Annotated in this window: 8 protein-coding genes; 3 read left to right on the top strand and 5 right to left on the bottom strand. The window is 44.5% G+C overall.

Going from position 1 to position 13,249, the window contains the following annotated elements:
* The first annotated feature begins 7 nt into the window (after positions 1-7).
* Together MUCPA_RS03595 and MUCPA_RS03590 are read left to right on the top strand one after the other, a co-directional pair.
* A complete protein-coding gene (locus MUCPA_RS03595) occupies positions 8-1,402 on the top strand; it encodes a RagB/SusD family nutrient uptake outer membrane protein (RefSeq protein ID WP_008504501.1) in 1,395 nt (464 codons plus the stop codon).
* Positions 1,403-1,461: 59 nt separating this feature from the next.
* Entirely contained in the window at positions 1,462-2,244 is a 783-nt protein-coding gene (locus MUCPA_RS03590) for a PI-PLC domain-containing protein (protein ID WP_008504500.1), read from the top strand.
* Positions 2,245-2,492: 248 nt separating this feature from the next.
* Here the strand turns inward: MUCPA_RS03590 and MUCPA_RS03585 are convergent, their stop codons facing one another.
* The 5 genes from MUCPA_RS03585 to MUCPA_RS03565 form a co-directional block, all read right to left on the bottom strand.
* Positions 2,493-3,887 (bottom strand): RagB/SusD family nutrient uptake outer membrane protein, encoded by a 1,395-nt coding sequence (locus MUCPA_RS03585; protein WP_008504499.1) that lies wholly within the window; start codon positions 3,885-3,887, stop codon positions 2,493-2,495.
* 11 nt (positions 3,888-3,898) lie between these two features.
* Positions 3,899-7,600: a SusC/RagA family TonB-linked outer membrane protein gene (locus tag MUCPA_RS03580; protein WP_008504498.1), complete on the bottom strand. Its 3,702-nt coding sequence runs from the start codon at positions 7,598-7,600 to the stop codon at positions 3,899-3,901.
* Between the two features lie 126 nt (positions 7,601-7,726).
* Positions 7,727-8,842: a FecR family protein gene (locus tag MUCPA_RS03575; protein ID WP_008504497.1), complete on the bottom strand. Its 1,116-nt coding sequence runs from the start codon at positions 8,840-8,842 to the stop codon at positions 7,727-7,729.
* A 74-nt stretch (positions 8,843-8,916) separates the two neighbouring features.
* Positions 8,917-11,211 (bottom strand): Gldg family protein, encoded by a 2,295-nt coding sequence (locus MUCPA_RS03570; RefSeq protein ID WP_008504496.1) that lies wholly within the window; start codon positions 11,209-11,211, stop codon positions 8,917-8,919.
* Between the two features lie 5 nt (positions 11,212-11,216).
* Positions 11,217-12,146 (bottom strand): ABC transporter ATP-binding protein, encoded by a 930-nt coding sequence (locus MUCPA_RS03565; RefSeq protein ID WP_008504493.1) that lies wholly within the window; start codon positions 12,144-12,146, stop codon positions 11,217-11,219.
* A gap of 302 nt (positions 12,147-12,448) precedes the next feature.
* Between MUCPA_RS03565 and MUCPA_RS03560 the strand changes: the two genes are divergently transcribed.
* Positions 12,449-13,243, top strand: coding sequence for an AraC family transcriptional regulator (locus MUCPA_RS03560; protein ID WP_233276842.1), 795 nt, complete (start codon positions 12,449-12,451; stop codon positions 13,241-13,243).
* Positions 13,244-13,249: the final 6 nt, after the last annotated feature.

Genomic DNA, 13,249 nt, shown 5'->3' with positions numbered 1-13,249 from the left:
AACAATCATGAAAAAGTATATACTTACCCTTGTTTTGTTAACAACCTTGCTGGGTGGTTGCACAAAAAGTTTTATTGATTTGAAGCCACAATCCAACGTTGCCGTGGCTGATTTTTATCAAACTAAAACGGATTTCTTAACGGCGATAAACGGCACCTATGCATCATTGCAAAGTAACGCCATCTACGGCAATGACTACTTAACGCTTACCGAAAACCGGGCAGACAATGTGGTTGATAATTTCCCCTCAACCAACGGCGGGCTTAAATATAATATCGATCAGTTTTTAGAAGGCACAACCAATACAGTGCCGGGTAATGCCTGGCAGGCTTTTTACAATACCATTTATGATAGTAATGTGATACTTAACCGTATTGGTGATGTGAGTTTTGACGACGCAACAAAAAAACGTATCATAGGCGAAGCATCTTTTATACGGGCCTTGTGTTACTTTAACCTGGTGCGCCTGTTTGGTAAGTTGCCCTTAGTTACTACAGAAATAACCGCTGCTGATGCCAAGGTATTAACCCGAAGCGATGTGAGTGTGGTTTACAACCAGATAGAGGCCGATCTGAAAAGCGCGGCGTTAAATCTGCCGGTAAGTTACACAGGAGCAGATATTGGCAGGGCAACCTCTGGTGCAGCAAAAGCCATGCTGGGCAAAGTTTACCTGACGGAGAAAAAATACCCCCAGGCAGCAAGTATTTTAAACGATGTGATTACCGGTAATGCTTATCAGTTACTCAGCAACTATAGTGATGTATTCAGTACATCCAATAAAAACAATGCAGAGATCATATTCGCCGTTAAGTTCTTAAAGGGAGGGGTGGGGCAGGGGCACCCGCTTTGGATCCAGGCTAACGGAGGTATCGACTCCGTTGTTGCACCCAACCTGAAAAAGGCATACCCCGTAGGCGATAAGCGTTTGTCGCTGGTTTACTCGGGGAAGCCATCAGGCACATCTATTATATGTGCGGTTAAATTTTTTGACGCCATAGGCACAGGTAATGATGCCGGTAACGATTTTATCGTGATCAGGTATGCCGATGTTTTATTGATGTACGCGGAGGCACTTAACGAAGTGGCTTATGATGCAACAGGTAGCAACGGCGCCTTATCAAATTTAAATAAAGTTAGGTTAAGGGCTAAAATTCCGGCTTATACCCTAACGGATTTGCCGGATCAAACAACCTTTAGAAACGCCATTTATAAAGAGCGAAACCTGGAACTTGCACTGGAAGGCGACCGCTGGTTTGATTTAATACGCACCGGAAATGCTATAACCGCTATGGCGGCCGTAGGAATAAAAATTCAGCCCTATCAATTACTTTATGCTGTGCCTCAGTCCGAAATAAGCGTGATCAACAATCCCGCAATTTTCCCACAAAACCCTGGCTACTGATTAGTCAAACTATACACCACAGGGCAGCTCGGGCTGCCCTGTTTATAAAGCATCAACCAATGTATTACAAACATTTATTATCTCTTTTTTTTGCGCTGTTTGCATGCTGCAGTTTAACAGCACAGGTAAAACCCATCGTCCGCGCGCATGCGCATAACGACTACATGCACACACATCCGTTAAAAGATGCACTGGCTTTAGGCTTTACAAGTGTGGAAGCCGATATTTATTTAATAAACGGTGAACTTTTTGTTTCGCACGAAAGGCCCGAAAAAACAAACCCTCTAAAAACGCTTAAAAGTTTATATTTAGATCCCCTGCAAAAAATAATGCAGGCCAATAATAACCGGGTATATAAGAATTACGACGGAATATTTTATTTAATGATCGATATCAAGTCCGATTCGCTCCATACCTACCAGGCGTTAAAGGCACAAATTCTTGGCTATCCGGAATTTCTGCATAACCCTCACTTTAAAATATATTTAACCAGTTTTGAAGACCTGCATTTTGTATTAAAGGATAAAGCCAGCATTGCCGGTATTGACGGTAGGTTGGCAGATACCAAAAAAGGATATAGTTTAGCGCAGGTGCCGGTAATTAGCGAGGCTTTTAAAACAATCACCCATTGGAACGGGAAGGATACCATAACTGAAAATCAATATAACCAGGTAAAGGCGTTTATAACACAAGTACACCGGGATGGAAAGAAATGCAGGTTGTGGGCAATTCCAGACCAGCCTGAAGTATGGCGAAGATTGCTAAATGATGGGATGGATTTTATCAACACCGATAAATTACAGGAGTTTAATCAGTTTATACAGATGAATCCCACATTCTGATCGCCAGTTCGAGGTAACTTTGTATGGATTGTACTCCCAATATAAATTCTGCCTTTGGTGCCCTTCAATGTTTTTGCTATTAATGGCCTTGCTGTCTAATCTCCCGGTATAGGCGAGCGCCTGCCAATAGCAGTTATTTTGTTCATGGTTAGAAGTGCTGCCGGGCAAAAAAATAAAATAAAACCGCCAAAATACATCCGGGCTTTTGGCAAGGATGTATTTTGGCGGTTAAAATGAGAAAGCGGTAATTAACGCTGGTTTTGAGGGAGTTTTGACCCCGTAATAACTTCTTGTGGTATTAACAAGGTATACCGTGGATCGTTAGCCGGTAAAGTGAACGTTTTGGTTGATGTGCCTGTGATAATATCGCGGGCCTGGTTTACGGCAAAGCGGCTATCCTTATTTAGCCTGCGTAAATCAGTCCACCTTTGCGCGCGCATAATCAGCTCTTTACGGCGTTCTGCCACTATTTTGGTAAGGGCATCATCTGCACTGACTGCGGTTACGTTTACAAAGGTGCCGGTTGTCCACCTTGCCTTTAATAAAGTATTCAGATCGGCCAGCGCAGCCGCTGTGTTACCGGCGCGGGCATAACATTCGGCACGTGTAATGTAAAGCTCATCTGTAGTTAATCCATTGAACAGGTTGGAGCCTGTTGTGGGTTCGTAATTACCGGTAAAACGGAAGCTGCCATCATTGTTTTGCTGGAAGAAGAACGTCTTTCTTAAATCGTTACTGTCATAACTGTTTACAAAATCTGTTTTTATTTTAGCCGTTGTAAAATCTGCCGAACCGCCGGCCAGGAAATCGTTGTTAGCCAGGATAGAATGAAAAACAACTTCGGGATTTGTAAAACGCCTGAAGGGTGAAGGGTTCTGCGGGTCGATGGTGTTGAAATCAAGCAGCGTGCTGTTTAAGTCCAAAGCGGCTTTTGCGTTGATCAGCGCATTCGGGTAGTCTTCCATGGAAAGGTAAACCCTTGCCAGCATGGCGTAGGCGGCAGCCTTATTTGGCCTGGACGATATGGTTGAGGTGGTGTTCAATAAACCGGCGGCTTCGGTTAAATCCTGAATGATGCGGTCATAAGCTTCCTTTACCGTTCCGCGCCCCGGCGTATTATTCACATCAGATACGAGATGGATAGGAATACCGGGATCAGATGATGCCGTTGCGCTGTATGGTTTAGCGTAAAGCTGTGCCACATTCCAAAAAGAATAAGCCCGCATAAAAAGCGCTGAACCCCGGAGGTTATTGATTACCGATTGATTTTCTGTGCCTGCCAGTTTATCCAGCGCCTCTATGATCAAATTGGCGTGGTAAACTTTATTATAAGGGCCAACCCATTGATCAGAACCTGCGCGGATAGAACCGGGTAGCCAGGTATATACACTAAGATCTTCCACACTGATAAAATCCTGCGTGTTGTACATATCGTCCGTCAGGTAATAATCGTCCGACGAGGCTTCGCCATCATAGGGATAACCCGTATTGAACAAGGTATAATTATCCAGTAAAAGCTGACAGTCGTTAGCCGTGGTTATAAAGGATTGTAAACTGCTTTTCTTAATGTCTACGTATTTTCGGCACGATGCAAAAAACAAGCTCAGCATCACCAGTATCAATATATGTTTCTGTAATTTCATGATGATTTTAATTAAAAGTTAGCAGCAAATCCGATACTATAGGTTTTTGGAATAGGGTAATCAAATACGTCGGGATCAATTCCTAATTTATTTGCCCGCCAAATGATGCCCAGGTTTGTTACATTGGCATAAACCCTTGGGTTTTTAATGAACCAGCCTTGAGGAGCATGAACGGCATAAGATAAATTAATCTCCTGCAACCGGATATGATCGCCTTTTAAAACATTGATCTCCGAGTATTGGTAAAAAAGATCCCTGTTTTGATTGGTAGACGAAAACACCGCAGACGGAACATTGGTATGGGCTTCGTCGCCGGGATTTTGCCACCTGTTGTTATATTCAGCGCCCTGTAATACCGGTGTGCGGTTGTATAAGGCACTGTAGCTCACTATCTGAGAAGCCGGCCGCCTGAAATAATAACCTAACTTATAAAGGATGTTAGCCGATACCGAAAATGCACCATAGCTCAATGTGTTTCGGAACGAACCGTAATAAACCGGTACAGCCGAACCGAAATAATGCAGAGTGGATAGTGGTGCGTTCTGGATAGCGTTGTAGGCGGCTGTTCCAGCGGCTGTATTTGAAATGGCTGTAGCAACGCCGTTTACATAACCTCTCGGGTCGCCCGTCTTGGGATCGAGGCCTGCCCATTGATAACCAAATACGCGGGACAAATCGAAGCCTTCGTTATATGACCCGGTGCTGTTAGATACCACCTGACCTGCCGAACTCGCCGACGTGCCGTAAAGTTTGGTAACTTTTACTTTGTTATAGCTAAATAGTAAATTGCTGGCCCACCTGAAATTTCCGGCCTTAACGTTAACCGAGTTGATAGTAATATCCATACCGTAGCCCTTGAGGTCGCCGGTATTGAAGGTAGTGTTGGAATAGCCTGTACTTGGGTCGAGGGCGCCATTAGCCAGCAGATCCGTTGTTTTTTTGTTATAATATTCTACACTTCCGGAGATCCGGTTGCCTTTTACGCCAAAATCTAATCCAACATTAAATATACCGGTTTTTTCGGGGCGTAATAAGCTGTTTGAAACTCCCGAACTTGCATCAGTATAAGCATAAGGAAGGTTGTTTGTACCGTTAAAGGTGGAATAATTGATGAGCGGCCTTGCTAACACGGCCGGGTTTACGTTACCATTGTAGCCAAAGGTTGCTCTTAACCGCAACATGGGGAACAAAGCCCAGTTATAAAATTTTTCCTCATTGATAGTCCAGCTGCCACCGAAAGAGTAAAACGGAGTGCCGCTGTTATTGGTGCCCTGCCCAAATTCGCTCGACAAGTCGCGGCGGAAACTGCCGGACAAGGTATACCTTCGGTTGTAGGTGTAAGCGGCGTTGGCGTAATAGCTATAGGTTCTTACCTTGGAATCAACAAAGCCGGAAGTTATTTTGGGAATATATTCACTGGCGTAGCCACTAAAATCCGATGCGAACAATATAGGTAACAGGTCGTGATAATTGATATTGTTGGCACTTTGCAAGGTGTTTTCATTATAACCGTAATAGCCGTCAACTTTCGTAATGCTATAGTTTTGGGCTACATCTATACCGGCTATAGCCGATAGCTGGTGCTTTTCGTGCCATGTTTTATCATAATTTAATTGCCCGCGCAAAGTTTGGTTGCTGGTTTTAACTAAATTGGTTGTGTACTGCCCTCCTAATGGCAGGTTATGAACAAATGCCGGTACCGGTTCGCCCGTTTGCTCATCAAATGAGTAGGGCGATGTGGTATGGTAATCATACAGGTTACGCATAAAAAATGAGTTTTGCCTGTAAAGGGTATTATCATCATTACGTCCCGAATTATAGTTGTAAGCTATTTGTGCCGAAAGTCCGTCTAATACTTTATAGTTGGCTTGGAAATTCAGGTTGATATTCTGCGATTTAACCTGGTTATAACCCTCGTTAATATCATCAAGCGGGCGGTATTGGAGGCTTTGGATCTTATCGCCATAAGTACTGGCCAACAGGTCTACCAGGCCCGGGCGGTATGTTTTAGTTACCAGGGCAGGGTTGCCATTATCGTCGGTTAAACGGGTATAGGGTTGAAAAACCGAGTTTGTGGCACCGGTAATGGCATTTTCGGCAGCCTGGTCATTAGTATGCTGAGCGTTGTAGCTGATATTGGCCTGCAGATCCAGATTTTTTACCGGCCGTGCCGAAATGTTAGCAGCCACAACGATACGGTCGGAACCGGAGGCTTTGGTGTTATTAATGGATTTATCATAACCGCCTGACAAGCGATAGTTAACCAGGGTTGATCCGCCGTCGATAGCCAGCGAGTAGCTTTGGGTAACCGAATTGCGCAGGAAGTATTTGGTATAATCGCGCCTGATGTCGTTCCCGCGTAGGGCGTCAATCTGCTGGTTTGCCTGCGCGGCGGTAAGTGTGTTTTTATTTTTCCAGGCATCCATGATCTCCGCAACCGGTGATACAGGTTCCTGGCCATAAAGGTCCGAGATGCTGATAGCCGGCAATACCCGGTTGGTTTGGGTAAACTGGGCCATTTGCGCGTCGATAAAGTCGGAGGTGCTCATGGTTTTATTGTAAAACAAGTTTACTTTTTCAGTAACACTAACATTGCTGTTAAAACTGATCTGCGTTGGCCGGTTGTAAGCTCCTCTTTTGGTTTTGATTACAATAACCCCGTTGGCAGCCCTCGATCCCCATATAGAGGCTGCTGCTGCATCCTTCAAAACGGTAATGCTTTCCACATCGTTAGGGTTCACTTTATCGATAGAATAAGGGCTTGCTATGCCGTCAATAACAACAAGTACCTGTCCGCTGGTATTTCCGTTCAAATCTGCATTTACCGCATCGTTAAGCGTGTTTTTGCCGCGGATAGTAAGCAGCGCCAAAGGCGACCGTTTCGCGTTAGGGTCGCTGGAGTTTGTAGGTCGCAGGTCGTTCCTGAAATCCAGGCTGGTTGTTATACCCTCCAGCCGCCTCACCAGGTTAGGGTCGGTGCTATGCGCTAACTGCTGTTTGGTAATTAATTCAAAAGAGCCGGTAGCCCGCTCTTTAGGCAGATCCTGGTAACCTGTTGATACGATGGTTACCGCCTGTATGGCCCGCAACTGGGGTTTTAACTTGATATTGATCTCGGTAAAGCCCCTTATGCCTATGGTATCTGTTTGATAGCCGATATAGGATGTAATGAGGTTGCCTTCATTAGGTACGTTTTGAAGGAAGTACCTTCCGTCGGCATTGGTGATGACTACTTTTTGAGTTCCTTCTATTCTTACAGAAGCTCCGGGGAGTGGTTCGCCCTTATTATTGGTTACTATGCCGGTGATATTAATCGATGCTAAAAAATCTTTAACGTTGTCAAAAAAAGAAGCCTCCTTTTGTTTAATTACAATGGTATGCTCATCAATGGTATAAGTTAAGGGCTGATCTTTAAATAGCTGTTCAAGCACAGTTTGCAGTTCGGCCCCTTTAACATTGATGCTCACCGATCGGGCATCTTTCAATAGCTGGGCGGTGTATACAAAATCGTAATTACTTTGCTGCTGTATTTTTAGGAATATTGCTTTAAGGCTTGCTTTTTTTTCTGACAGCGTTATCCGCTGGGCAAAGCTATTGGCGCTTACCTGCATTATGGTTATCAGAATAATTATGGTGGTTAACCGCATCATCAGCAAGAGTTTATGGATGTGCTTTTGGGACACACCAAATTTGCTTGTATAAATTTTATACATTTGTTAAGTCTGTTTTAAGAAGTTAATACGATCTGAAGTTTTATTGACGTAATCCAGGCATTGGCCAGTTGTGTTGCAAGCACTGCTGGCCTTTTGTTTGTAAAAGGATTACCGCTGTAGTAGTAATTATTTTGTAACGATAATCCTCCTTCCTGCTATTTTAAAGTGTACCTTATTGGTTAATTCGAGTTTCTTTAATACTTCTGATACATAAGCGCCACGGCTTACCCTTCCTCCAAAATCATCTGCGGGTTTATCGCCCTCGTAAATCACTTCCACGTTATACCAGCGGGCTATCTTACGCATTACCGATTCTATTTTTTCATCCTCAAAAACAATATAGTTATTCTTCCAGCCCATAGTTTCGTCAATGTTGGCTATAACCACCTTTACGCCGCCCGGTGTAACCCTCGCCTGTTCGCCGGGTTTTAACAAGGTTTTGTTGAGCAGGATGCTGCCCTCTAAAAGTGTGGTTTTGGCAAGAGGTTCATCTGCATAGGTATTGATATCAAAGTGGGTACCCAGCACTTCAACTACCTGTCCGGTTGAAGCAACACGGAATGGTACTGCCTTATTTTTAGCAACCTCAAAGTAAGCTTCGCCGGTAAGTTGAACATTGCGCTGCTTTAAGCCGGAAAAAGTGGAAGGGAAAGTAATGGAAGAAGCCGCATTGAGCCACACCCGCGTACCATCGGGCATTAAAAGCTGGTAGGTGCCGCCCTTGGGGGTGTTTAGGGTGATGTTTTCATTGTCTCTCGAGCTATTGCTTTTTGCCGATGTATCAATTTTGCTCCCGTCATTATAAACAAGGCTGGCCGCATTAATCATAACGCCCGATTGGTTATTGCTCAGGTTAATTACTTTGCCATTGGCAAGGGTTAAGGTAGCTTTATTATTGCCCGGTGCTATATCAAATTTAGTATGAGCCAGTTGGGCGGTATCTATTCCTGCGGTTGAATTTCTGTTGATGAGTAAAAAGATGAGGCCTACCAATAAAAACACAAGGATTGATGCTACAGCCGCTACGGTGCGCCAACTGCCAATTTTTGTTACCGGGATGTTATCTCCATTGATATGCTGCCAGGCTGCATTTACTGCGCGCAATCTTTCATCCATGCTCAATTCTTCCGGTCCAGGTTCCTCAAAATCAAGATACCAGCTTTCCAGCAATGCCTTATCCTCGTCGGTGGCAGTGCCCAATCTGTATCTGTTTAGCAGTTCTTTTACTTCGTTATCGTCCATTTGAATTGGCTGGTCATTCCCTTTGTATAGTAAGACAAGCTGATGCGTCTGCCGGAGGTATCAGCTTGTAAAATTTATTTCCTTTTCCTCCCAATCAGTATAAACGCTCCTAAAGCTACGATTAAGGCTGGCACAATAGCCAAAAAAACCAGCTTAAAAGTGGAAAGCTGCTTACGCTTTATCTGTAAAGTATCGTCGGTTGTTGCAAAACGGCTTACATCTACCGGAAACTCCCCGTTGCAAAACCATTTAAACAGCAATTGGCTATAAGTTAAGTTATAGCCTTTAGGGGCTTTAAGTGCCAGGTTGCTCATCAAGTCGGCATCGCCGGATACGATGATCTTTTGCTGGCGCGAGTTGATCATTCTGGAAAGCGCCGCGGCTACCGGGAAACTTCCTTTCTGATCGCCTGCCGCAGCATCGTAAGTTACTTCTGTTGATGTAAGGTCTGTTTTGCCTGTTTTGTTCCAGCCCGAAGGTGCGCTTTCTAACAGTGTGTTGATATGGAACTTGTTTTGTTGTTCAAAAGCAATTGCCGCTACTCCCTGCATGGCTACAAAGCTATGGTTTTGGTGGAGCCGCCCAAAAACAGGGTCGATGAGAGCGGCCTGGTCTGCAATTGTAGCGTAAACCATATCCGGCGTTTCATTTTTACTTGGCGCTACCAACATGCCATTCATTAATTGTACCCCTAAGTACTTCAACAGCGGGTTGATAATCTGCTGCCTGCCCGGTTCGGCAGTAATCAGCATATCGCCGCCAGCGTCAACATAGTTTTTGATTTTTTGTACTGCAGCATCAGTCAAAGCAATAGTCGGATCGGCCAATACCAGCACGTTAATATCGCGGGGGATGGCCTGGTTGTTAATGTCGCTATTCTGTGCATCAAATCCCTGGTTAATGAGCGATTGGCGTGCGGTTCTGTCATTGATGATCACCTGGTAGTTCCTGTCGCCCGTTTTATCAATGCTTCGTTCGTTGTTGCCGGTTATAAACCCAATTTTGGGTGGCGTAACCACTAATCGCTTTATGGCCGCAGTTATCTCCGCCTCTTCCGGAAAGCGTTTCATTTCGTTATATAAACGCAGTTTACTTGTTTTGCCGTTGTAACTAAGCACCCGCACAAAGGTGTTGTTCTCCTTACTCAGATCTATTATCTTGCGGATCTCGGCCGGAGGCATAAAATCGTCCAGATCAAGTCCCATATTATCGGCTACCTTTTCGGCCACCTGTTTGATGCTCAAACCTTTGATATTCCCCTGGTAAATCATGTTACGGTTATTCTGCAGATCGGTAGCATCGTAATAGTAAACGTATTTCATGGTTAAACCGGGGATGAAACGCCGGTACTCAGCAAACATATCCAAGTCGCTGTTTCTCGCGGCGGGCAGTCCCGAATATACGTCCTGGTCGAGCAGGTTCACGTAGGTAGTTATCGTTAACGGACCAACTATTTTTTTTGCCACATCCTGACTGTTTTGGGTAAGCGTTCGTGATTTGGTCGCCGTCATGTCCAGGTAAGCTATCAAAGAAGGCCTCGAGCTGATGTAGCCCAGCATCAGGGATATTACCAATAACAAAACATACTTACCTACTTGCACACGCCATGGCTTTGCCTCGCGGCCAGCCTGAAGCCTAAGGATACAAAGCGAGATAAATAATACAATAATGATGATAAAATATAGTACATCTTTGGTGGTGATAAGGCCTTTCAGCATATCATCGGCCCGGCCGGAGATGGAGAGGAAATAGGTAAGGTCTCTTACAAAATTGATCTCCTGGCCAATACCTCCTACAAAGCGAAGCACTGCAAATACAGCCAGTGTACTTATAGCAGCCACAACCTGGTAACTGGTTAAGCTCGACATAAACAAGCCGATGGCTGAGTATGTACACGTTAACAGGAAAAGCCCTATAAGGCCGGAAAGGATAAGGGTAATATCGGCATCCTTTATAGCAATAACCCCAATAAGGGAGTAGACAGCAAGTATCAGAATAAGTATAAAGCCATAGCTTACAATGGCCAGGTATTTTCCGAGGATGATCTCGCTGATCTTTACGGGAGATGATAGCAGCAATTTGATGGAGCCGCTACTGGTTTCCCTGCTCATGAGCCCCATGCTCAATAATGGGATATAGAGGTACAATGTTTCGGTGATTTTTGCAAACAAGCCGCTTACTCCCGGGAAGGCGGTAAAAGTCAGATCGCCCATGTGCGATCCCATCAATAAAGCCTCCTGCACACCTTGCAGCATGTTAAAGAAACCCATGCCCGATTGTACCATGAAAATAACCAGTACAAGCCAGGCTACCGGCGAATAGAACAGGATACTGATTTCCAGTTGAGCGATTTTTATAGTTTTTAGCATGGCTGTTATCGTAGAGGACGGTTAGAGAGTTGGGCGAATATTTCGTCGAGCGAGCTTTTTTCAAGCAGGATCTCAGTCAACTGCCAGCCGTTGTTTATGCTGAGTTCAACAATTTTCTTTGAAATGGTGCCCGATGCTTTAAACCGGATGCGGATGCGTTGGTCGTTCAACAGCTCGGCGCTCGTTACGCCATTTATAGCTTCCAGTTCGGCGAGTGCAGGTGGGTTGTCAAGCGATACCAGCAGGGAGTTTGGTAAGATGTAATTGTTGAAGGCTTCCATCGTATCGGCAAAAACCATTCTGCCTCCTTCTATCATCCGGATGTCGTTACAGGTAGCCTGCACTTCTGAAAGGATATGGGTTGAAAAAATCACCGACCGTTCTTCGGCTATTTCCCTGATCAGTTTACGTACTTCCAATATCTGTATCGGATCGAGCCCGTTGGTAGGTTCATCCAATACAACCAGCTTAGGTTGGTGAATGATAGCTTGCGCTATGCCTACGCGCTGCCGGTATCCGCCGGATAGATTACTGATCAACCGTTGACTGAAGTGCGCAATACCACACCTGTCCTTTGCAGCTTCAACGGCTGCCTTTATCTGCTTTTTTTCAATATTCCGTATAAATGCGCAGTATCGGAGGTATTCATCAACGGTAAGGTCGAGGTGCAGGGGGGCATTTTGCGGTAAAAAACCCAGTAACTGTTTAGCCTGCTCCGGGTGTTCGCGTAAGTTAATACCATCAATAAAAACGTTTCCTTCGGTTTGGTTGAGCACGCCGCAAAGGATGTTCATGGTTGTAGATTTACCCGCACCATTAGAACCCAATAGGCCTAATACGCCTTTTTGGTTTATCTCGAAATTAATATCTCTTATCGCCCAGTTTTTGCTGTATTTATGCGAGAGGTGTTCTACGCTTACTATATTTTTTTCCACCAATTTTAATCAGCGCCTCTGTCTGTGGTTACTTTACCATAGCCCTGGCTTTGGGTGTAAGACAGCGAGGTGCTATGCAGGAGGTATCGGGATGGAAAATAAATAATAAAAAGTGTAAGCTTTCTCTTTTGATGGCACACTGTTTTCGCTTTTGATGGTACACCAAGGGCTCGGTGCATTAGCGTTAATAACGCTATGCAAATTGCAGCATTTAACCTGTATTTTTGCAATTGAAAAGGATGCAAAAAAAAAGCAAACATATCCCTGTCAATACTTTGCCGGCTGGAACCCGGGAAGGAATAATGATTGCAAGAAAATCGCATAATGGCTTGCCTGATTCCAAAGAGGTTGAGCGGTCGCACAGGGACAACGGATATGTGTTTATCTTACAGGAAAAAGGAACAACCCGCATAGAGATTGATTTTCAAGAACATCGCATAGCCGCATCTTCTGTCATATTTATAAATCCACATCAAATACATCGTGTAATAGGGTTTGAAAACGCCACGATCACGAGCTGGATGATCACCCCTGAAAATCTGCAGCTGAAGTTTCTTGAACTGCTGGAAAGCCTTACTCCGGTAGGCGCCCTTGCTTTAGATGCAGAAACCCTATCTATTATAGCTCAAACCGCTTCTCTCTGTATGCAATTTGCTGAACGGAAACACGAGAAACTATTTGATGCCATCCTGAAAGAAAGCTGCAATACCTTAGTTGCATTGGTCGCATCGCAGTACATAGCATTGGCTAAAGCAACCGATAACTCTTCAAGGTTTGAGGTGGTCACTAAAGCGTTCAAGTCATCGTTAGAAAATAATTTTACAACCGTCAAAAGCCCGGGAGCGTATGCTAAATGCCTTAATATATCTACTCCTTACCTGAACGAGTGTGTAAAAAGCACCACCGGTCAGCCGGTTTCCGATCACATACAGCAGCGTGTTATTTTGGAAGCCAGGCGGCTGCTTTATCATTCTACCAAATCCGTAAAAGAAATCGCAGTTGAATTGGGCTATGATGACTATTCTTACTTTACCCGCCTGTTCACTAAGATCACCGGAATGCCCCCCTTAGCTTTTCGGAGCAAAAACCTCGATTAGTGCTAT

Origin of the sequence: Mucilaginibacter paludis DSM 18603 (assembly GCF_000166195.2) — a bacterium.
Classification (GTDB): domain Bacteria; phylum Bacteroidota; class Bacteroidia; order Sphingobacteriales; family Sphingobacteriaceae; genus Mucilaginibacter; species Mucilaginibacter paludis.
This window is presented reverse-complemented; position numbering and strand designations above follow the sequence as displayed.